Below are 19,959 nucleotides of genomic sequence, written 5' to 3'. Positions count from 1 at the left end.
GAATGGGAGAACGTGGGCCGAGGAGGAGAACCGCGTCGCGCGCAGCCGTACGACGAGGAGCTTGGCGCGGCTGTCGCGCGGGCACAGGAGGGCGACGAGGCCGCCTTCGCGGTCGCCTATCGCCTGGTGCAGCCGGGGATTCTCGGCTATCTGCGGGGCCTTGTCGGCCATGACGGTGAGACCGCGGAGGACGTCGCGGCCGAGGCCTGGCTGGAGATAGCCCGCGATCTGGGACGGTTCCGCGGGGACGGCGCGGGCTTCCGCGGCTGGACGGCGACCATCGCGCGGCACCGGGCCCTCGACCATCTGCGGCGGCAGAAGGTCCGGCCGCGGCCCACCGTCCTGGAACAGGACATCCTCGAACTCCCCGGACCGCACAGCACATCGGGCCAGGCGTTGGAGGCGATCTCCACGGAGGAGGCACTGGCGCTGATCGCCGGGCTGCCGCGCGAGCAGGCGGAGGCCGTGCTGCTGCGCGTCGTCGTCGGCCTGGACGCCCCGGCCGCGGCACGGGTGCTCGGCAAGCGGCCGGGCGCGGTGCGTACCGCGGCGTATCGCGGCCTGAAGCGGCTCGCCGAGCAGCTCGGTGAGCAGCTCGGCGGCGCGCGGGGTGTGACGGATGACGGGACCGGTCCGCTGGGGGATTCGAGATGACCGGGGAGTCAGGATGGACGTGAACGAGCGCGTGGACGCTCTGCTGGGTGAGGCGGTGCGTTCCGGCACCGTCGACGCCGAGGCGCAGCGCCGTGCGGTCGCGGCGTTCCGCTCCTCGTGGGACGAGGGGGACGAGGGCGGCCACCGGGCACGTACCCGGCGCCGCGACGACTGGCGCCCGCGCGGACGCCGCCGCACCTTGGGTTCGCTGCGGGCGATGGTGGGCATGGTGCTGGCGGGCCTGCTCCTCGGCGGGGTCGCCGTCGCCTCCATCGCTACGACCGGCACGGGCGCCCCCGACCCGGCGAAGGAAAGCCCACGCTCGGTACATCCCTCCCCGGCGGCTCCGGCGGCTCCGGCGGCTCCGGCGCCTCCGCTTCCGCAGAGCTCCACCACGTCGCGGTCACCGTCGCCGACGGCTGCGCCGAGCGACAGGGCGAGCGCCAAGGATGCCAAGGGCGCCAAGGGGAAGGGCGCTGACAAGGGCAAGGGCAAGGACAAGAAGAAGGGCGCGGGGAACGCCAAGGGAAACACCCGGGGCCGCCCCACAGACTCGCCGCCGAAGGCATCCGAGCCCCGAGGCAAGAACTGAGCACTCCAGGGACTTGGCGCCCCGAAGGGGGCGCGGGGAACTGCGCGACCAGCCACAGCGGACCCGCAGACGTAGGGCCCCCATTCCCGCCAGGCCCCCGCCAAAGGTGAGCGGCCGGGGTCGCCACCCCCCACAGGAGAGACCCCGGCCGTCACACGGCACGGACCGCGTGCGGCCCGTACTCCCTTCAGCGCCGTGCGTGCGTTTTCTGTCACACCGCGTTCCGTCACCCGCTAGTTGCGCGTTGTACCAAACATGGACGTGGGACCACTTCAGCCCGTAGCGTGCTCATTCGCGCCAGGCTGCGGGGGCAGGACCGCGACCGGTGTAGGCGCATAGGGAGAAGTTGTGCTGGGGGACGACGCGGAACTGACCGCCGCGGTGCTTGCGGCGCAGGACGGGGACGAGACCGCGTTCCGGACTGTGTACCGCGCCGTGCACCCGCGGCTGCTCGGCTACGTACGGACGCTGGTCGGCGACCCGGACGCGGAGGACGTCGCGTCCGAGGCCTGGCTGCAGATAGCCCGGGACCTCGACCGGTTCAGCGGCGACGCGGACCGGTTCCGCGGCTGGGCCGCGCGCATAGCGCGCAACCGGGCGCTCGACCACATACGTATGCGGGGCCGCCGCCCGGCGATAGGCGGCGACGACACCGAGCTGACCGGAAAGCCGGGCGAGGCGGACACCGCGGACGAGGCGATGGAGTCCCTCGCGACCGGCGACGCCCTCGCCCTGATAGCTCAGCTCCCGCAGGACCAGGCGGAAGCCGTCGTGCTCCGGGTGGTCGTCGGCCTCGACGCCAAGAGCGCCGCGCAGACCCTCGGCAAGCGCCCCGGCGCGGTCCGCACCGCCGCGCATCGCGGCCTGAAGCGGCTCGCGGAGCTGCTCGGTGCGGAGGGCCCGCTGAACGAGGGCGCGCTGGACGCCGTACCGCCCCAGAGGGAGCCGCGCGGGCGTGCGGTGACGTCCGCCGGTGTGACGCATTCGCGTTCCCGGGCGCAGAAGGACATGTGATGGCCGACGAGGATTACAGGTGGCTGGACCGCGACGCGGCGGAGCGTTTGCTGAGCGGTGAGCCCTTCGACGGCACCGACCATCACGCACGGGAACGGGCCGCTCACCTGGCCAAGGCCTTGGCCGCGCTGGCAGCGGACGACCGCGCCGGCTCCGTCGTACCCGCCGACATCTCCAGCGAACTCCCTGGTGAGGCAGCCGCGATGGCGGCGTTCCGGCAGGCCAGAGGCCCTTCCGCAGGGGCGGCTTCTACGCGCGTGGGAGCGGGCCGAACGGTAGCTATCGGTCGCACCGCGGAGCCTCCGCGGCAGGCCCGCTGGGCCCGCCCGGTGCGCTTCGGTCTCGCCGCCGTGCTGGCAGGCTGCATGATCGGCGGCGTCGCCGTCGCGGCGGGTACGGGCGTGCTGCCCTCGCCGTTCGGCGGCCACGACAAGCCGGGCCCCGCGGCTTCCGCGTCGTCCGTAGCCTCGCCCGAGCCGCTCGCCTCCCCGTCGGGCGGTGAGAGCAGCGCCCCGGACGTGGAGCCTGACGACGTGACGAGCGCTCCGGACGATTCCTCGCACGAGCCCGGCAGCAGCGCGCCGCCGCAGGACACCGAAGGAACGTCCAAGGACACCGCGGGCGGCGCCACGCACCCCGGATCCGACGGTTCGCAGCGTGATGACGAGGCCGCCGGCTTGTACAGCAAGGTGGTCAAGGCCTGCCGCGACTACCGCAGCGGAGAACTCCAGGGCGAGAAGAGGCGCCGTCTGGAGGAGGCGGCCAAGGGCCCCCAGCGGGTGACCGAGTTCTGCGGTCGCGTCCTGGACGGATCGGGCAGCGGCAGCGGGCAGAACAGCGGCAGCGGCGGCAGCGGTGGCAGTGGCGACGACGGTGACGGCGGCGACGGCGGCGACGACGGGAAGGACGACGGGGCCTCCGGCGGCGGCAACAACCACGAAGGCAACGGCGGCGGCGGCCCCGTCCCGCCGATAGCCTCGCCGACCGTGCCGCAGGCCACCCCCACCGCCTCCTACAGCGCCCAGCCCGAGCTGCCCACGACCGCGACCGTGTCCCCGACCGGCTCCTGACTGGCTCCTGGCCTGCGCTCCGACCGGCTCCTGACCTGCTCGAATGCACCGCCCGCCCCTGGTGTGACGTTTTTCGGAGCAGTGACGCAGTAAGAAGTGAGCCGACTGGTCATCGGCCCGCGCACGAGCCGGGGGTTCCCCCCGTACCTTCGGCTCCGTGCCACCAGCGTGGGCGGGAGACGTTCCCCCGATCCCGCCCACGCTGATTAATCCTTGTAGACGACGACCTTGTCGCCGTTCTCGACCTGCGCGAACAGGCTCGCGATCTTCTTCTCGTCCCGTACGTTCACACAGCCGTGCGAGGCTCCGTTGTAGCCCCTCGCCGCGAAGTCCGACGAAAAGTGCACCGCCTGGCCGCCGCTGAAGAACATCGCGTACGGCATGGCCGTGTGGAACAGCGTCGAGACGTGGTGCCGGGACTTCCAGTACACGGTGAACGCGCCGTCGCGGGTAGGCGTGTACTGCGAGCCGAAGCGCACGTCCATCGTCGAGACGGCCTTGCCGTCGACCATCCAGGTCAGCGTGCGGCTCGCCTTGCTGATGCACAGGACGCGGCCCGTCAGGCAGCGCTTGTCGGGCTTCGACGGGGGGATGCCGCCGCCCGAGTAGAGCTCGAACCGCGTCGGCTCGCGCGTCATGCCGAGCAGCCGCTGCCAGGTGACCGTGTCCGTGGTGCCCGTGCGGGGCAGGCCGCGCTTGGCCTGGAACCCCTTGACCGCGGTGCTCGTGGAAGTGCCGTACGTGCCTGACGGATTCTCGAAGAACCACGCGATCTGCCGCAGCCTGGCCTGCAGCTCCCGCACCTGGTCGCCGCGCTGGCCAGGGGCCAGCACCGTCTTGGGGGCGGGCCTCTGCGGTGTCTGCCTGGCCCCGGCGGTCCCGGACGGCGCATCCGACCCGTCCGGCTTCGTCTCCTTCGCTCCCTTCGTCTCCGTAGGAGAGGCGCGCAGGGGCGGAGACGCCTTCCCGTCCGCGTCGACGGCCTGTGCCTTGCACCCGCCGACCAGGGCGACCGCGACCACGGCCCCCACGGCTATCGCACCTTTGCCCACAATGACCCCCGCTGTACCTCGATGAACCCCGTAGGAGTGCTTCCCGCGAGTGACCGTCCCTGAACGTTGCCTCATGCTGGAGGCAGCCCACCAGTAGCTGGACGCAGCCCACCAGTAGGAGGCGCAGAGCGATGGCGCGTGAGTCGGAGTCGGGACTGCCGATCGAGCCCGTGTACGGCCCTCAGGCCCTGGACGGCTGGGATCCGGCGGAGAAGCTGGGCGCCGCCCCCGGCGCGTACCCCTACACGCGCGGCGTCTACGGCTCCATGTACACCGGCCGCCCCTGGACGATGCGCCAGTACGCGGGCTTCGGTACGGCTGTCGAGTCCAACGCCCGCTACCAGCAGCTGATCGCCAACGGCACGACGGGCCTCTCGGTCGCCTTCGACCTGCCCACCCAGATGGGCCACGACTCGGACGCCCCGATCGCCTCCGGTGAGGTCGGCAAGGTCGGCGTCGCGATCGACTCGATCGACGACATGCGGGTCCTGTTCGGCGGCATCCCGCTGGACAAGGTCTCCACGTCGATGACGATCAACGCACCGGCCGCCCTGCTGCTCCTGATGTACCAACTGGTCGGCGAGGAACAGGGAGTCGACGCCGGGCAGCTCACGGGCACGATCCAGAACGACGTCCTGAAGGAGTACATCGCACGCGGGACGTACATCTTCCCGCCCAAGCCCTCGCTGCGTCTGATCGCCGACATCTTCAAGTACTGCCGGGCCGAGATCCCGAAGTGGAACACGATCTCGATCTCCGGCTATCACATGGCCGAGGCGGGCGCGACGCCCGCGCAGGAGATCGCCTTCACCCTCGCCGACGGCATCGAGTACGTCCGCACGGCGGTCGCGGCGGGCATGGACGTGGACGACTTCGCACCGCGCCTGTCCTTCTTCTTCGTCGCGCGTACGACGTTCCTGGAGGAGGTCGCCAAGTTCCGTGCGGCCAGGCGTATCTGGGCCCGCGTGATGCGGGACGAGTTCGGAGCGAAGAACCCCAAGTCGCTGATGCTGCGCTTCCACACGCAGACGGCCGGAGTTCAACTCACCGCCCAGCAGCCCGAGTTGAACCTGGTCCGGGTCGCGGTCCAGGGCCTCGGCGCGGTCCTTGGCGGCACGCAGTCCCTGCACACCAACTCCTTCGACGAGGCGATCGCGCTGCCGACCGACAAGAGCGCGCGCCTGGCCCTGCGTACGCAGCAGGTCCTCGCGTACGAGACGGATGTGACGGCCACGGTCGATCCGTTCGCCGGGTCGTACGTCATCGAGAAGATGACGGACGACGTCGAGGCCGCGACCCTCGAACTCATGGAGCGCGTCGAGGACATGGGCGGCGCGGTGGCCGCCATCGAGAACGGCTTCCAGAAGGGCGAGATCGAGCGCAGCGCCTACCGCATCGCCCAGGAGACCGACTCCGGCGAACGTGTCGTGGTCGGCGTCAACCGCTTCAGGCTCGACGAGGAAGAGCCCTACGAACCCCTCCGCGTCGACCCCGCCATCGAGGCTCAGCAGGCGGCCCGCCTCGCGAAGCTGCGGGCGGAGCGTGACGAGGTCGCGGTGGACGCGGCGCTCTCCTTGCTGACGGACGCGGCGCGGGGGGAGGCCAACGTCCTCTACCCGATGAAGGACGCGCTGCGGGCGCGGGCGACGGTGGGTGAGGTGTGCGATGCGTTGCGGGGGGTGTGGGGGGCGTACGTGCCGACGGACGTGTTCTGACGTTCTGACGGGGGTCCGCCTGGGCGCGTCGGGGTCCCCTCATGTCCGCCGGTGTCCGCTGGGCGGACACTGCGTCCCCCATTCCGTACACGCGTGCGAGACTCCGCCCCATGCTGGGTGTCACCGATCTTCCGACCTATCTCGCGGGCCTCGCCCTGATCATTCTGCTGCCGGGGCCGAACTCGCTGTACGTGCTCTCCGTCGCCGCGCGCCGCGGCGTACGCACCGGCTATACGGCCGCCGCGGGCGTCTGGTGCGGGGACACCGTCCTGATGACGTTGTCGGCCGCCGGTGTCGCCTCGCTCCTTCAGGGCAACGCCGTGCTGTTCGGGATCGTGAAGTACGCCGGTGCCGGATATCTGACCTGGCTCGCGGTGGGGATGCTGCGGGCGGCCTGGGGGCTGTGGCGGTCGCGTCGGCAGCCGGTGGCCGAGGGCGGCGCGGGGGTGCAGGAAGGTGCCGGGGAGCGGCCGTTCCGCCGGGCGCTGGTGATCAGCCTGCTCAACCCGAAGGCGATCCTCTTCTTCATCGCCTTCTTCGTGCAGTTCGTCGATCCCGGATACGCCTATCCCGCGCTGTCCTTCGTCGTGCTCGGCGCCTTCGCCCAGCTCGCGAGCTTCCTCTATCTCACGGCTCTGATCTTCAGCGGCACCAAGCTGTCGGCCGCCTTCCGCCGCCGCAAGCGGCTCTCGGCGGGAGCCACTTCGGCGGCGGGTGCGCTGTTCCTCGGGTTCGCGGTGAAGCTGTCGCTCGCCGGTGGGTGAGCGGTACTGAGAACGGGGCGGGGGTCGGCGGGGGTCGGTTCTCAGTGGTGCCAGGCTTCCCCTCCCACGTTGTGGATCATGCGCTGAAGCACCTTGAGCGTGCGGATGTACTCCTCGTCCGTGACGCCCTCATGGATCTCCGCCCGGGTCTTCTGCTGGCGCCCCGCGGTGTCGTCCCGGAGCTTGCGGCCCTCGGCGGTGAGGCGGAGGCGGCCGCCGGTGTCCTCGGTGAGCAGGGCGCGGTCGTGCAGGGCGCTGATGTCGTGGTGCAGGGAGCCGTCGCCCACGTTCAGATAGCCGCGCAGGGTGGCCACCACGTCTGCCTTGTCACGGCCGTCGTCGGCGATGATCTGGTTCAGGATCCACCACTCGGGCTGGGTGAGCCCCGACTCGGCCAGCATGGTGCGGATGTGGTGGACGACTGCCGCGCCCGCGGCCGATGCCCAGTAGCCGATGGGCTGGTCGATGAGGTCTGCGTCGCTGTGGGAGTACGTGAAAGTGTCCATGCCCAGAACGTAGAACCTGAAGTTTGGTTGAGGTCAACTGCCTCGGGGTGACTTTCTCATGGGTGGAGCGATGCGGGAAACGGAGTCTTGGCCGCGGTGGCGGCGGTGGCGGCGTACGACACCGCCGACACCACGGCGGGAGACACCGCCGACACCACGGCGGGAGACACCGCCGACACCACGGCGGGAGACACCGCCGACACCACGGCGGACCTCACTTCCGGATGAGAAGCCCGTTCCGTATCAGCGGCGTGAGCCGCTCCTCGACGAAACGGTTCAGCAGCCACGCCAGGATCAGCATCGCCGCGATCGTCAGGCCGAACGTCGCGTACGACGGAAGGCCGAGCTTCCGGTGAAGGACCGCCACCGTCACCCAGCCCAGGTGTTCGTGCACCAGGTAGAAGGGGTACGTCAGCGCCCCCGCCACCGTCAGCCACTGCCAGTCCACCCGGTGCAGCGCGCCGAGCGCGATGAGGAGCACCGCCGCGAAGCCTGCCGTCACCACCGCGATGATGCCGAAGGACGTGCGGTAGGAGAAGAAGTCGGGGTTCGGCGCGTGCCACAGCCGTGAGACGGCGTAGTGCTGGCCGATCAGCCAGCTCACCCCCACGATGCCCCAGGCCGTGAGGTCCCTGCGGTCGCGGTGGAGGAGGTAGATGCCGATGCCGCCGATGAAGAAGGGGGCGTACTCGGGCATCAGGACGAGGTCGAGCAGCGGCTCGTTCGCGCCCTCCGCGATCACCGCCGCCAGGGTCCACACCGCGCAGAACAGGATCACGCGGGCCCGGTTCGCGCCCGGCAGGACCACGCAGAGTGCGAAGAGGGCGTAGAAGCGCAGCTCGGCCCAGAGTGTCCAGCAGACGCCCAACACCCGGTCCACGCCGAGCGGTTGCTGGAGCATGGTCAGGTTCACCAGGGCATCGCTGGGCGAGACGGCCTCGTACGCCACGACGGGAAGCGCGAAGACCGCCGTCACGAGCACGATCGCCGCCCAGTAGGACGGCAGCAGCCGCGACGCCCGCGAGGCGAAGAACGCCCGCAGCGGACGGCCCCAGCCGCTCATGCAGATCACGAAGCCGCTGATGACGAAGAAGATCTGCACGCCGAGGCAGCCGTACGCGAACCAGCTGTGCGCCGTGGGGAATTGAAGCCGCGGCGAGCTGCCCCAGGCCTCGGTGATCTCGCCGTCGCGCCCGCCGTAGTGGTAGGCCGCGACCATCAGGGCCGCGATGAGCCGCAGCCCGTCGAGGGCCCTGAGGCGTGGCCGCGCACGCTTGGCCGCCGGGGCCGCGATCGTGCGCGTGAGGGAGTCCGCCTCGTCCGCTCCCGGGGTGTGCTTCGGGAGTGTGGTGCCGGGAGAACTCATCCGAGCGCGGTCCGCTTGATGGAGCGCTTGACCGAGCGGGCCCGGCGCGCGACCCGGCGTACGGCCGCGTTGCGCGGGATGAACGACAGCTGCGAGGGCAGCGCGCCCGGCAGGGCGAGGGCGGTGAGGCGGCGCCGCTTGAAGTAGCGCCAGGTATGCGGGGTGAGGCGGGTCGAGAGGTAGCGCTCGGCGGCCTCGCGCAGGCGCGGGTAGATCTGCGGCTGCATCGAGAAGCCGACGGCGATGAGCAGTTCGCCCAGGTCGGCGGCGTGCATACCGGGTTGGCGGCCGGTGACCGCGCCCTTGTCGGAGAGGTCGGGAAGCAGCGCGTCGACGATCGTGACCGGGACGCGGTTGCTGTTCTGGTAGGGCGAGAGACGCTCGAGGAGGGTCTCGGTGCCGGTGCGCGCGACCGGCAGGTTGTACAGGGCGGACGCGGTGAGCAGCGCCGTCGAGAAGCAGCCGATGACGAGCGCGGGGCGCATCCGCTGGTACAGGACCTCGGCGAGTACCGGCGAGTCGAGGACGGTCAGCTCGACGCCGATCGCCTCCGCCTCCTTCTCCAGCATCCGCGACCAGCGGGCCGGAGCGGTCGGGTGCGGCTTGAACACCACGCGGGTGTGCCCGAGTTCGGCGGCGCCGCGCACCATGCGCACGTGCAGCTCTTCCTCCTCCTCGGCGGTCAGGATGCCGAGTGCGGAGAGGTACTGGCCCAGGAGCAGGGCCGGTTCGGCGATGTCCGGGATGTCCCTCTCCCCGTCGGCCAGCTGCCCGAGCACCTTCACGAACGCCTCGGTCGGCACGATCTCCGGCTCCACGCCGAACTCGGTCAGGAGCAGCGGAGTCAGGCCGGGTACGAGTTCCAGGTGCAGCAGGCGGCGCACCCGCGTGCCGACCAGCGGGTCGATCTTGCTGCGGGTCGGGCCGTAGCTCATCAGGCCGTCCGCGTAGACGTCGACGGGCGCGCCCGTGAAGATCTGCGCGAGAGCCAGGGCAGGGTTGACCTGGATCGACTCGACGGCCAGCTCGATGTCGTCGTCACCGAGGTCCCACAGGAGCCGGATGTACCGCTCCCACATCGGGATGTCGTCCGCCCGTGGGCCCCAGCCGCCCGGATGAAAAGGGGAGATGGCCTCGTTCCAGGAACGTACGTCGTCGAAACGGTCCCGCAGGCGCCCGAAGCCCGGCATCTCGTCCACGGCGACCGTCGTCTCCGGCGTCGCCGCGTTGTTGCTGACCAGCAGCAGCCGCCGGTCGGCGGGGCCGAAGCGGTCGGCGTCGATCGCCGCGGCCAGCGTCGCCGTGCCGTACAGCGTGGACGCGAAGAAGATCTGCGTCGTCGCCATTACGCGGCCACCTCCGCGGACACCGGGCGCCTGCGCAGTCGCCGAAGGCGCGTCGCCCGCTGTATGTCCATGGAGTCGAGTGCCTCGTCGAGGACGCCCTGCGGCATCCGCTTCAGTGCGGCCGCGCTCAGTGACTTCAATTTCCGCGCCACTTGTGGCTCGAACCTTTCGATGGATCCCAGATGGTGGGAAATGATCGCGCAGTAAGTACGGACGGCCTTCGGCAGGAGTTTGTCCGCGTCGCGGTCCTCGGCGGTTTCACGGACCACCTGGTCGAATGCCCGGATGAAATCGAGCTGCCGTACGTCACCGATCTGGGTCAGTGACGATGCGACCCCGCGGCGGTAGAACACCCCGAGAAGACCCACCGCGGCGAAGGATTCCGCCTCCCGGTGCAGCCGCCAGATCCACGGCCGGTCCTCCGCGGTGCGCAGACCGTCCGTGAAGTGCAGGATGCCCTGGTCGGCGAGGCGCCGGTGGTAGATGCCCGCCCAGGCGTAGGCGTAGTCGACGGACGTCGACCGGTCGGCGGGCAGGATGACGTCCCGCGGCGGCATGACGACACCGCGCCTGCCGTGCGGGACCCGGTGGATGCTGCGGGCCCGTGCGGTGCACTGCACATGGTCCGTGCGCACGAAGTCGCAGCCCAACTGCTCGATGGCCGCGACGAGTTGGGCGTAGTATCCGGGCGCGAGCCAGTCGTCACCGTCCAGGAAGGTGAGGTACTCGCCGCGTGCCGCGTCGAGGCCCGTGTTGCGGGCGGTCGCCAGACCGCCGTTCGTCTCATGTCTGAGATGGACGGCGCCGGGCAGTTCGCGCGCGGCACGCTCCAGGATCTCTGGAGTCTCATCCTTCGAACAGTCGTCGACGAGAATGAATTCGAAGTCGTCGCGTGCGTTCGCTCGCAGACTCTTCAAGGTGTCGGGCGCGTATTGCTGCACGTTGTAGAACGGCACGATGACGGAGAGCTTAACCACGTGGGTGACGTTAGGTGTCGGCCCGGCATTCGTCTTGGCCGAAGGTGAGATGTCAGGTGAACGACGCATGGCGGAATGGTTAACCAGGCTGCATACCGGCGGTTTCCCGGGCTGATTCGCCATTCGTCGGCGTGCTGTTAACCGTTTGTTGCACCTGAGTTGGGCCGCCAATCTCAATGCCTTCCTAGCGTCCTTCCTGTGCCAGTAAGCAACAGCGGGACGACACGGATCACCGTGCTCGCCGACTCCGACACCCGGTGGAAATGGGGTGCGCTCACCGCGAGCCGCCTCGCGGGTGAGGGAGCGGACACACGCCTCGACGGGCGCCTCCTGAGGGGCCGGGCCACGCCCACCGTCCGACAGCTCGAAGAGGTCGGAGTGCGCGCGGACTCGCTCCGTGAGGTCACCGCGGTCGAATTCCTGCGCGAGGTGGAGCGCGAAGCGCCCGACGTGATCGTGCTCGCCCTCGTGGGCGGCGCGGTCCAGGCGGTGCTGCACGGACTCGCCCGTATAGCGGGTACAGCGGTGTCCTCCGCCGGCTCAGGCAAGCGCCCCGTAGTCGTCACCGGCTATGTCGGCGTCGTCTACGAGAAGCTCGCCGACGGCCTGCTCCTGCGGCACGGAGCGGACGTCGTCCTCGCCAACTCCCGTCAGGACGCGGAGCGTTTCCGCGCGGTGTACGAGGGTGTGGGCGCCGACGCGTCGGGCGTAGTGGAGAGCGCACTGCCGTTCCTCGGCGGCACGGCGTACGAGAAGCGCGACCCGAACACGGCCGACCCGTACACGGTCGTCTTCGCCGCGCAGCCCTCCGTACCGGACAGCCGCGCACACCGCACGTACTTGCTGAACCGCATGGTCCAGCACGCGCAACTGCACCCGGACCGCGAGGTCCTGATCAAGCTGCGCAGCAAGCCCGGCGAACACACCACGCACATCGAGGAACTGCCCTACCAGAAGCTCGCCAAGGGGCAGGACCTGCCGCCCAACTGCCGTCTCGTGTACGGGAACATGGGCGAGGTTCTCGACCGCACCGACCTGCTCGTCACGGTCAGCTCCACCGCCGCGCTCGAATCCCTCCACCGCCGCATCCCCACCGCGGTCCTCACCGACCTCGGGGTGCGCGAGGCGCTCGGCAACCACCACTTCATCGGCTCCGGATGCCTGGCGTCCTGGGACGAGATCGACGCGGGGTACAGCCCCGAGGCCGCTCCGGAGTGGGTCGCACGGCAGGGCGTCGCGCCGGACGGGACGTACGAGAAGGCGTTCGACGCGGCACGTGAGCGCGTCGCGAGCCTCCTCGCGCAGCACCGGCTGCCGCCCATCGCCCCGTACTACAGCCTCACCACCGCCCCCGGATACCTCCCCGGCATCCTGGCCCGCCACCACCTCGGTCCGGACGGCGCCCCGCTGCCCGGAGCCCCCGCGGCCGACCGCGAGCCGGGCCCGGTGCGCCAGGCCGTCCGCAGCGCGGCGCGCGGCGCCTACCGGCACGGGGTGCAGCGCGTCGCCCCGGTGATCCGGCGGATGGGCGAGCTGTGAACCGCGGGCGAGCCGTGAACCGCGGGCGAGCCGTGATCCCCCACCCCCCTCAAGGAGCCCCCATGTCCCACCCCGCCCCAGGGAGCGCGCCCGTACGCCGCGTCCTCGCCGTCATCCCGGCCCGCGGCGGCTCCAAGGGCGTGCCCGCCAAGAACCTGGCCCCGGTCGGCGGTGTGCCCCTGGTGGCGCGCGCCATCCGGGAGTGCCTGGCCGCGCGGCTCGTCACGGACGTCGTCGTCTCGACGGACGACCACGTGATCGCCGAGGCCGCGCGTGCGGCGGGCGCCGAAGTGGTCCTGCGCCCCGCGGCGATCGCGGGGGACACCGCGACCAGTGAGGCGGCGGTGCTGCACGCGATGGACGCGCACGAGTCGCTGCACGGCACGGCGGTGGACGTGGTCCTGCTCGTGCAGTGCACAAGCCCCTTTATCGTCCGCGAGGACATCGACGGCGTGGTCGGCCCGATCGTGGACGGCGGCGCGGACACGGCACACACGGTGGCGCCCTTCCACGGCTTCGTCTGGCGCGACGCCGACGACGAGCCCAAGGCCCTGGACGCGCGCCGCACCGGCGAGGTGGGCGGCACGACGAAGCTCGCCACGGCCACCGCCACAGATGGCGGCTACGGCATCAACCACGACAAGTCCTTCCGCCCGCGCCGCCAGGACCGCCCCCAGGACCTCCTGGAGACGGGCGCGGTCTACGGCATGGACGTGACCGGCTTCCGCGAGCACAAGCACCGCTTCTTCGGCCGCACCGAGCTCGTCCGTACGGACCCGGCGCGCGTCCTGGAGATCGACGACCCGCACGACCTCGCGCGCGCCCGCGCCCTGGCCCCGCTCTTCGACTCCGGCCGGGCCGACGCCCTTCCGACCCGCGACGACATCGACGCGGTCGTACTCGACTTCGACGGCACCCAGACCGACGACAGGGTGCTGATCGACTCCGACGGACGGGAGTTCGTCTCCGTGCACCGCGGGGACGGACTCGGCATCGCGGCCCTGCGTGATTCGGGCCTGCCGCTGCTGATCCTGTCCACGGAACAGAACCCGGTCGTCGCCGCGCGCGCCAGGAAGCTGAAGCTTCCCGTCCTGCACGGCATCGACCGCAAGGACCTCGCACTCAAGCAGTGGTGCGAGGAGCAGGGCATCGCTCCCGAGCGCGTGCTCTACGTCGGCAACGACGTCAACGACCTCCCGTGCTTCGGCCTCGTCGGCTGGCCCGTGGCGGTCGCGAGCGCCCACGACGTCGTACGCGGCGCCGCACGTGCGGTCACCGCTCTCCCCGGTGGTGACGGCGCGATCCGAGAGATCGCCGCATGGATCCTCGGCCCCTCCCTCAACAAGTAAGGAAAGTTCCTGCCATGAGCTCTACGATCTCCAACTCCCGTCTGCGCACCTTCGGTTCGAAGACGGCCGGACCCGGTCAGCCCGTGTACATCACCGGTGAGATCGGCATCAACCACAACGGCGACCTCGAGAATGCCCTCGCCCTGATCGACGCGGCCGCCGACGCCGGCTGCGACGCGGTCAAGTTCCAGAAGCGCACCCCGGAGATCTGCACCCCGCGCGACCAGTGGGACATCGAGCGCGACACCCCCTGGGGCCGGATGACGTACATCGACTACCGCCACCGCGTGGAGTTCGGCGAGTCCGAGTACCAGGCCATCACCGAGCACTGCGCCAAGCGCGGCATCGACTGGTTCGCTTCCCCGTGGGACACCGAGGCCGTCGCCTTCCTTGAGAAGTTCGACGTCCCGGCCCACAAGGTCGCCTCCGCCTCCCTGACGGACGACGAGCTGCTGCGCTCGCTGCGCGCCACGGGCCGTACGGTCATCCTCTCCACGGGCATGTCGACCCCGAAGCAGATCCGCCACGCGGTAGAGGTGCTCGGCTCCGACAACATCCTGATGTGCCACGCCACGTCGACGTACCCGGCGCAGGCCGAGGAGCTGAACCTCCGCGTCATCAACACCCTCCAGCAGGAGTTCCCGAACGTCCCGATCGGCTACTCCGGCCACGAGACGGGCCTGCAGACCACCCTCGCCGCGGTCGCGCTCGGCGCCACGTTCGTGGAGCGCCACATCACCCTCGACCGCGCCATGTGGGGCTCGGACCAGGCCGCGTCGGTGGAGCCCCAGGGCCTCACACGCCTCGTCCGCGACATCCGCACCATCGAGGCCTCCCTCGGTGACGGCGTCAAGAAGGTCTACGAGTCGGAGCTCGGCCCGATGAAGAAGCTGCGCCGCGTCGCGGGCGTCGTGGCGGAGGCGGAGTCGGCCGAGCGTGAGCCGGTAGCGGTCTGAGGCTGCTGACGCACTTACCGGGAATTCCCACCGGGACCCCCACAAGGACAGGACACGGTCATACGACGATGAGCCCCCGACCCGGGCCGACGGCCCCCACCGCTGCGGCGCCCACCACTCTGGCGTTCGTAGAGAGCCCTGTGCAGCTCCTCAACGTCCTTGAGTGGGCGCATTCGGCAGGGGCGACAGGCCCGGCCGGGGGACTCACCGTCGTCGTCCTCTCCCCGAACGACCCGATGACCCGTGGCCAGTTGCGCCGCATGGCCCAACTGGCCCGTGACGAGGGCCTGAGCATCCGCTGGGAGGAGGCGCGCGGCGGCGGGGCTGCCCCCTTCCAGACGGTCGGCGGCCTGACGGGCGCGCTGCGGGCGGCGGACCGGATAGTGATCGGCGACCCGTTCTCACGCTACGTACAGCTGTTGTTGACCATTACCAGGGCCCGCTCCCTGGTGGTCGTGGACGACGGCACGGCCACGATGGAGTTCGTGGCGCAACTGGCGGCCGGGGAACGCCTGGTGCGCTGGCACCGCAGGGGCGGTCGCCCCGGAGTACGCGACATCGCCTTCGCCCCGATCTCGGGCGTCGCCCGCCGCCGCCTGACGCCTGGCGGCAAGCGCACGGTGGAGGTCTTCTCCTCCATGCCGATCGACTCGGCACCGGACGGGGTCCGGGTGACGCCGAACACCTTCGCCTGGACGAGGGACCGATTCGGCCCTCCCCGAGTCTCGAAGGGCGCGGACCTGGTAGGCACGTCCCTGGTGGAAACGGGCGTGGTGGACCCGGACCGCTACGTGGAGGCGGTCCGCTCGCTCTCCCGGGCCCACGGCGCGACGCGCTACTTCGCACACCGCCGAGAGAGCTCGGAGAAGCTGCATCGCTTGGCGGTGGAGACGGGCCTACAGGTGGTCCGCCCAGACCTCCCCCTGGAACTGATCGCCCGCCGGGGCCCGATCGGCCGAACGATCCTCAGCTTCCCCTCCACGGTGGTGCACACCCTCCCCCTGGCCTTGGCGGGCACGGAGGTCCGGGTAGCGGTCTGCGACATCGACCCGGCGTGGCTGACGGAAACTGCCTCCCCCCGGGCCCAGGGCTTCCTGTCAGGCGTCACGGGAACGGCGCGCGATGTACACCGCCTGGCCTCGGTGGCCTCCCCGACACAGGGCATCGCGGCTACGGCGTGAGACCGGCCTGCGCCGCGCCCTTGACCACCGCGATGAGAGCGCGAAGCTGAGGCCGCCCGGTGGTGAGGATCTCCTGCGGCGTGTCGCTCTCGCGGAGGTGGATGGTGTTGTGGGGGCTGCGGCTGGTGGCGGAGTGGGCGACAGCGTGGGGCGGCTTCCCCCTGGGCGATGACTTGTTCGGCCAGCGGGGGAAGGTGCTGTGGGTCGAGTGCCGTAGCCCGGCGGCACGGGGGCTGCACCACACCGGCGGCTGATTCGGCACCGGGGCCGCCCGGTTGTCCTGAGGCTGGCGGTTCCGGGCCGGGAGTAAAGGGCGCTCCTACGTCGCGTCGGCTACGTCGATTCCGCTGCGCTCCACCCTTGACACCCGCCCCTCCACCACGCGAGGGAAGACGACTGGACGGCCCGAGGGGCGGGACTCTCGACCACTCCCGTGGGACGGCCGACGCTCACTGTCGACTGCGGACCGAATGTTCCGGCGTGAGCGCCGGGCGATGAAGCGCGGCCCGGGTGACGGGCCTATTCCGGTGGCAGTGCGGGATGTCGTGCCGCCTGCGGACGGGTTCTTCTTGTGCGAACGCCACGGGGAGGGGCGAGGGGGTGCGCGGGCGCTCCGGGGATCAGGCGGGTCGCGTCATGCGTGTGGCGGGCGGGACCTCGCCCCTCTCCCAAGCTGGCCATGCCGGTCATCTCGGGAGCCAAGAGGGCCGATTCGGAGCGCATTGCGAGAGATTCCCATGGAGGTGCTCCTGTGGGCGGCGGGCGGGGGATTTCCCTGCATTGCTGCAATCGGCGATGCTTCCACCCCGCCGCGACGGCCGACGGATGCGCGTATGCGCATGATGCTGGCCCTCCGTGGTATCTGTGGAGGGCCCAGGGGAGTCGGCGCAGGTGGCCAGCGTGTCGCCCCCTCAAAAGTCGGGAAGTTTACCCACCTCAACTAGCGTCCATGCGCCACGCGGCCATTTTTTCTTACCCTATCGGGCTGAACTTTTGTTGATCGTGGGTCAGTTGGCCCATGCGTCGCCCTACCCTTCAGAGGGTGAACCAACTGATGTCACGAGAGTCCGAGCGAGGGTCCGGGGCTGATCTGCCCGGGGAAGCAGCGGGGGACGCACCCGGGGAAGTACTCCCCGGTGCGCTCACAGAAACCCTGCGCGCCGAACTCATCGCCTTCCGCCGCGACTTGCACATGCACCCGGAGCTCGGCAACCAGGAGTTCCGTACGACCGCCGCCCTCAAGGCGCGGCTCGAGCGCGCCGGCCTCAAGCCGCGCGTACTCGACATCGGCACCGGACTCGTCTGTGACATCGGCACCGAGCAGAGCGAGCAGGGCGAACAGAGCGAGCAGCGTGAACAGAGCGAGCAGGGTGAACCGGCTGAACACGGGGGCCGCGCCCGCCCCATGCTCGCCCTCCGCGCCGACATCGACGCACTCCCCATCCCCGACACCAAGCTCGGCGTCCCGTACCGCTCCACCGTGCCCGACCGTGCCCACGCCTGTGGGCACGACGTGCACACCACCGTCGTGCTCGGCGCCGGGCTCGTCCTCGCCGAGCTCGCCGAGCAAGGGCAACTCCAGCACCCCGTACGGCTGATCTTTCAGCCCGCCGAAGAGGTGTTGCCCGGCGGTGCCCCCGATGCCATCGAGTCCGGCGCGCTCGACGGCGTCGGCCGCATCATCGGCGTGCACTGCGATCCTCGCGTCGACGCCGGGAAGATCGGGCTGCGGCACGGCGCCATCACCTCCGCCTGCGACCGCCTCGAAGTCTCGCTCGACGGGGCGGGGGGCCACACCGCCCGCCCCCACCTCACCACCGACCTCGTCACCGCCGCCGCCAAGGTCGTCACCGAGGTCCCCGCCCTGGTCGCCCGTCGTATCGACGCCCGCTCGGGCCTCGCGGTGACCTGGGGTCGCATCGAGTCCGGTCACGCCTGCAACGTCATCCCGCAGCACGCCGAACTCTCCGGCACCGTCCGCTGCCTGGACCTCACCGCCTGGCGGAAGGCGCCCGACCTGGTCCACGGTGCCATCCAGGAGATCGCCGATCTCTACCGCGCGAAGTCCGTCGTGAACTACATCCGTGGCGTGCCGCCGGTCGTCAACGACCCCGACACCACCGACCTGTTGCGCGACGCCATGGAGCGGAGGCTCGGCCCGCACTCCGTCGAGGACACCGAACAGAGCCTGGGTGGCGAAGACTTCTCCTGGTACTTGGAGCACGTGCCCGGCGCCATGGCTCGCCTCGGCGTCCGCCCGCCCGGCGAGCGCACCGTCCGCGACCTCCATCAGGGGGACTTCGACGCCGACGAGTCGGCGATCACGGTGGGCGTCGAGCTCTTCACCGCCGCCGCGCTGTTGGACAGCACCCGTTAGACAGCACCCGTTAGGCAGCACCCGCTAGACAGCAACAGTGAGGCGACGACCGCTATCGGCCGGTTACGACGGACCCGTTCATCCGGACGTAACCGGCCCTCGGCACGAATAGGTAACAGCAGTGCGAAACCCCGTTCCCCTCCCTTTCTACGCGCGTTACTGTGCGCCGAAATCAGCGCCATCAACGGCGCGTTGGGGAACGTAAGGGGTGCGTCCTATGCGTTTGCGTCGTGGATCTTATGGATCTCACGGATCTCGTGTGTCTCACGGATCTCGCGGATCTCGTGGATCGAGGCTTTCCCAAGTTGCCGTCGTAGTGGCGTCTCTCGCCCTCGCGGCATCGGCATGTGGCAAGACCAGCAACGAAGCGTCCGACGGCGGCTCGGACGACAAGAGCGGCGGCTCGTCCTCCGAGTACAAGGGCAAGGGCATCGGCCTCGCGTACGACATCGGCGGCCAGGGCGACCAGTCGTTCAACGACGCCGCCTACTCCGGCTACGCCAAGGCCCGCAAGGACTTCAAGATCGGTGGCGTGGACATGGAGCCGGGCGACGGCGAGTCCAGTGCCGACAAGGTGCAGCGGCTCGAACAGCTGGCGCGGCAGGGCTACAACCCCGTCGTCGGCGTCGGCTTCGTCTACGCGCCCGCCGTGAAGGAAGCCGCCAAGAAGTTCCCGAAGACCCACTTCGGGATCATCGACGACAACACCGTCAAGGCCGACAATGTCGCCGACCTCGTGTTCCATGAGGAGCAGGGGTCCTATCTGGCGGGTGTCGCCGCCGCCAAGACCACCAAAGCCGATCATGTCGGATTCATCGGCGGCGTGGACATTCCGCTGATCCACAAATTCGAGGCGGGCTTCGTGCAGGGCGTGAAATCCGTCGACCCGAAGATAAAGATCGAGAAGCGCTATCTGACCGAGAAGCCCGAAGAGGGCGGCTTCGCGAGCCCCGACAAGGGGCAGAACGCGGCGAGCGGTCAGATCGAGGCGGGCGCCGACGTGATCTACCACGCGGCGGGGCTCTCCGGGCAGGGTGTCATCCAGGAAGCCGGGTCCAAGAAGGTGTGGGCGATCGGCGTCGACTCCGACCAGTACAAGCAGAAGGCCCTCGCCAAGTACAAGAGCCACATCCTCGGCTCGGCGACCAAGGACGTCGGCGGCGCCGTCTACGACCTGACGAAGTCGGTCGTCGAGGGCAAGCCGATGCAGGGCGAGCAGCGGTACGACCTGAAGTCGGGGCGTGTCGGGTTCGCCGACACGAACCCGAAGTACACGGCGATGAAGGACGTCGTCGCCGCCGTGGAGAAGGCCAAGAAGGACATTGTTGACGGAAAGGTCACGGTCAAGACCGTTCCGTAACCGGATCCGGGAGAGGTGGGGGGCCCCCCCCCGGGGGGGGGGCCCCCCCCCCCCCAAAAACACCCCCCCCCCCCCCCCCCCCCCCCCAAAAACCCGCGGGCACGAAGGGGTGGTTTTGAGGGGGAACCCCGGTTACGCGGG

The 19,959-nt window shown here is 70.2% G+C and carries 19 protein-coding genes; 13 read left to right on the top strand and 6 right to left on the bottom strand.

All coding sequences use genetic code 11. The annotated features are described in order from the left end of the window. The first annotated feature begins 12 nt into the window (after positions 1-12). From ACGFSB_RS16495 to ACGFSB_RS16480, 4 genes are all read left to right on the top strand, one after another. A complete protein-coding gene (locus ACGFSB_RS16495; RefSeq protein ID WP_393400142.1) occupies positions 13-654 on the top strand; it encodes an RNA polymerase sigma factor in 642 nt (213 codons plus the stop codon). Between the two features lie 13 nt (positions 655-667). Continuing rightward, the gene (locus ACGFSB_RS16490; protein WP_393399219.1) at positions 668-1,246 is read left to right on the top strand and encodes a hypothetical protein; all 579 of its coding nucleotides are present in this window, start codon (positions 668-670) and stop codon (positions 1,244-1,246) included. A 348-nt stretch (positions 1,247-1,594) separates the two neighbouring features. Continuing rightward, entirely contained in the window at positions 1,595-2,260 is a 666-nt protein-coding gene (locus tag ACGFSB_RS16485; RefSeq protein WP_393399216.1) for an RNA polymerase sigma factor, read from the top strand. Continuing rightward, positions 2,260-3,330, top strand: coding sequence for a hypothetical protein (locus ACGFSB_RS16480; RefSeq protein ID WP_393399213.1), 1,071 nt, complete (start codon positions 2,260-2,262; stop codon positions 3,328-3,330). Before ACGFSB_RS16485 ends, ACGFSB_RS16480 begins: the two co-directional genes overlap by 1 nt. Before the next feature lie 206 nt (positions 3,331-3,536). Here the strand turns inward: ACGFSB_RS16480 and ACGFSB_RS16475 are convergent, their stop codons facing one another. Then, positions 3,537-4,367, bottom strand: coding sequence for a L,D-transpeptidase family protein (locus tag ACGFSB_RS16475; RefSeq protein WP_393400139.1), 831 nt, complete (start codon positions 4,365-4,367; stop codon positions 3,537-3,539). A 146-nt stretch (positions 4,368-4,513) separates the two neighbouring features. Between ACGFSB_RS16475 and ACGFSB_RS16470 the strand changes: the two genes are divergently transcribed. Both ACGFSB_RS16470 and leuE read left to right on the top strand, forming a co-directional pair. After that, the gene (locus ACGFSB_RS16470; RefSeq protein WP_393399211.1) at positions 4,514-6,097 is read left to right on the top strand and encodes a methylmalonyl-CoA mutase; all 1,584 of its coding nucleotides are present in this window, start codon (positions 4,514-4,516) and stop codon (positions 6,095-6,097) included. 110 nt (positions 6,098-6,207) lie between these two features. Beyond that, on the top strand, positions 6,208-6,861 hold the full coding sequence (gene leuE, locus ACGFSB_RS16465; RefSeq protein WP_393399209.1) for a leucine efflux protein LeuE: 654 nt from the start codon (positions 6,208-6,210) through the stop codon (positions 6,859-6,861). Between the two features lie 41 nt (positions 6,862-6,902). Here the strand turns inward: leuE and ACGFSB_RS16460 are convergent, their stop codons facing one another. Beyond that, positions 6,903-7,367 (bottom strand): MarR family winged helix-turn-helix transcriptional regulator, encoded by a 465-nt coding sequence (locus ACGFSB_RS16460; protein WP_393399207.1) that lies wholly within the window; start codon positions 7,365-7,367, stop codon positions 6,903-6,905. 87 nt (positions 7,368-7,454) lie between these two features. Here ACGFSB_RS16460 and ACGFSB_RS16455 point away from each other — a divergent pair, with 87 nt between their 5' ends. Further along, positions 7,455-7,595 carry a hypothetical protein gene (locus ACGFSB_RS16455; protein WP_393399205.1) on the top strand — a complete coding sequence of 47 codons (141 nt, stop codon included), beginning with the start codon at positions 7,455-7,457 and terminating at the stop codon, positions 7,593-7,595. On the opposite strand, the gene ACGFSB_RS16450 is transcribed toward ACGFSB_RS16455, so the two are convergent. From ACGFSB_RS16450 to ACGFSB_RS16440, 3 genes are read right to left on the bottom strand one after another with little or no spacing between them, the layout of a single operon-like run. Beyond that, complete coding sequence (locus tag ACGFSB_RS16450) at positions 7,582-8,733, bottom strand: acyltransferase family protein (protein ID WP_393399202.1); 1,152 nt, start codon at positions 8,731-8,733, stop codon at positions 7,582-7,584. The genes ACGFSB_RS16455 and ACGFSB_RS16450 overlap by 14 nt on opposite strands. After that, entirely contained in the window at positions 8,730-10,079 is a 1,350-nt protein-coding gene (locus ACGFSB_RS16445; RefSeq protein WP_393399199.1) for an alpha-2,8-polysialyltransferase family protein, read from the bottom strand. The genes ACGFSB_RS16450 and ACGFSB_RS16445 overlap by 4 nt, the downstream gene beginning before the upstream one ends. Next, the gene (locus ACGFSB_RS16440) at positions 10,079-11,056 is read right to left on the bottom strand and encodes a glycosyltransferase family 2 protein (protein WP_393399196.1); all 978 of its coding nucleotides are present in this window, start codon (positions 11,054-11,056) and stop codon (positions 10,079-10,081) included. The genes ACGFSB_RS16445 and ACGFSB_RS16440 overlap by 1 nt, the downstream gene beginning before the upstream one ends. 198 nt (positions 11,057-11,254) lie before the next feature. Here ACGFSB_RS16440 and ACGFSB_RS16435 point away from each other — a divergent pair, with 198 nt between their 5' ends. From ACGFSB_RS16435 to ACGFSB_RS16420, 4 genes are all read left to right on the top strand, one after another. Next, a complete protein-coding gene (locus ACGFSB_RS16435; protein ID WP_393399194.1) occupies positions 11,255-12,595 on the top strand; it encodes a DUF6716 putative glycosyltransferase in 1,341 nt (446 codons plus the stop codon). Between the two features lie 62 nt (positions 12,596-12,657). Beyond that, on the top strand, positions 12,658-13,944 hold the full coding sequence (locus ACGFSB_RS16430; RefSeq protein WP_393399192.1) for a cytidylyltransferase domain-containing protein: 1,287 nt from the start codon (positions 12,658-12,660) through the stop codon (positions 13,942-13,944). Between the two features lie 26 nt (positions 13,945-13,970). Then, on the top strand, positions 13,971-14,900 hold the full coding sequence (locus ACGFSB_RS16425) for an N-acetylneuraminate synthase family protein (RefSeq protein WP_393400137.1): 930 nt from the start codon (positions 13,971-13,973) through the stop codon (positions 14,898-14,900). Positions 14,901-14,968: 68 nt separating this feature from the next. Then, positions 14,969-16,081: a hypothetical protein gene (locus ACGFSB_RS16420; protein ID WP_393399189.1), complete on the top strand. Its 1,113-nt coding sequence runs from the start codon at positions 14,969-14,971 to the stop codon at positions 16,079-16,081. On the opposite strand, the gene ACGFSB_RS16415 is transcribed toward ACGFSB_RS16420, so the two are convergent. Beyond that, a complete protein-coding gene (locus ACGFSB_RS16415; RefSeq protein ID WP_393399187.1) occupies positions 16,071-16,343 on the bottom strand; it encodes a hypothetical protein in 273 nt (90 codons plus the stop codon). The two genes, ACGFSB_RS16420 and ACGFSB_RS16415, sit on opposite strands and share 11 nt — an antisense overlap. A 792-nt stretch (positions 16,344-17,135) precedes the next feature. Here ACGFSB_RS16415 and ACGFSB_RS16410 point away from each other — a divergent pair. Both ACGFSB_RS16410 and ACGFSB_RS16405 read left to right on the top strand, forming a co-directional pair. Then, on the top strand, positions 17,136-18,458 hold the full coding sequence (locus ACGFSB_RS16410) for a M20 family metallopeptidase (RefSeq protein WP_393399184.1): 1,323 nt from the start codon (positions 17,136-17,138) through the stop codon (positions 18,456-18,458). A gap of 316 nt (positions 18,459-18,774) precedes the next feature. Continuing rightward, complete coding sequence (locus ACGFSB_RS16405; RefSeq protein WP_393399182.1) at positions 18,775-19,818, top strand: BMP family protein; 1,044 nt, start codon at positions 18,775-18,777, stop codon at positions 19,816-19,818. The last annotated feature ends 141 nt before the right edge of the window (positions 19,819-19,959 follow it).

The organism is Streptomyces sp. NPDC048441 (assembly GCF_043200235.1).
Lineage (GTDB): Bacteria > Actinomycetota > Actinomycetes > Streptomycetales > Streptomycetaceae > Streptomyces.
This window is presented reverse-complemented; position numbering and strand designations above follow the sequence as displayed.

Excerpts from the sequence above, each read along its gene's own strand:
- ACGFSB_RS16480 (WP_393399213.1), top strand. The coding sequence starts at position 2,260 with ATGGCCGACGAGGATTACAGGTGGCTGGACCGCGACGCGGCGGAGCGT.
- ACGFSB_RS16410 (WP_393399184.1), top strand. The coding sequence starts at position 17,136 with ATGTCACGAGAGTCCGAGCGAGGGTCCGGGGCTGATCTGCCCGGGGAA.
- ACGFSB_RS16445 (WP_393399199.1), bottom strand. The coding sequence starts at position 10,079 with ATGGCGACGACGCAGATCTTCTTCGCGTCCACGCTGTACGGCACGGCG.
- ACGFSB_RS16450 (WP_393399202.1), bottom strand. The coding sequence starts at position 8,733 with ATGAGTTCTCCCGGCACCACACTCCCGAAGCACACCCCGGGAGCGGAC.
- ACGFSB_RS16420 (WP_393399189.1), top strand. The coding sequence starts at position 14,969 with ATGAGCCCCCGACCCGGGCCGACGGCCCCCACCGCTGCGGCGCCCACC.
- leuE (WP_393399209.1), top strand. The coding sequence starts at position 6,208 with ATGCTGGGTGTCACCGATCTTCCGACCTATCTCGCGGGCCTCGCCCTG.
- ACGFSB_RS16460 (WP_393399207.1), bottom strand. The coding sequence starts at position 7,367 with ATGGACACTTTCACGTACTCCCACAGCGACGCAGACCTCATCGACCAG.
- ACGFSB_RS16490 (WP_393399219.1), top strand. The coding sequence starts at position 668 with ATGGACGTGAACGAGCGCGTGGACGCTCTGCTGGGTGAGGCGGTGCGT.
- ACGFSB_RS16470 (WP_393399211.1), top strand. The coding sequence starts at position 4,514 with ATGGCGCGTGAGTCGGAGTCGGGACTGCCGATCGAGCCCGTGTACGGC.
- ACGFSB_RS16430 (WP_393399192.1), top strand. The coding sequence starts at position 12,658 with ATGTCCCACCCCGCCCCAGGGAGCGCGCCCGTACGCCGCGTCCTCGCC.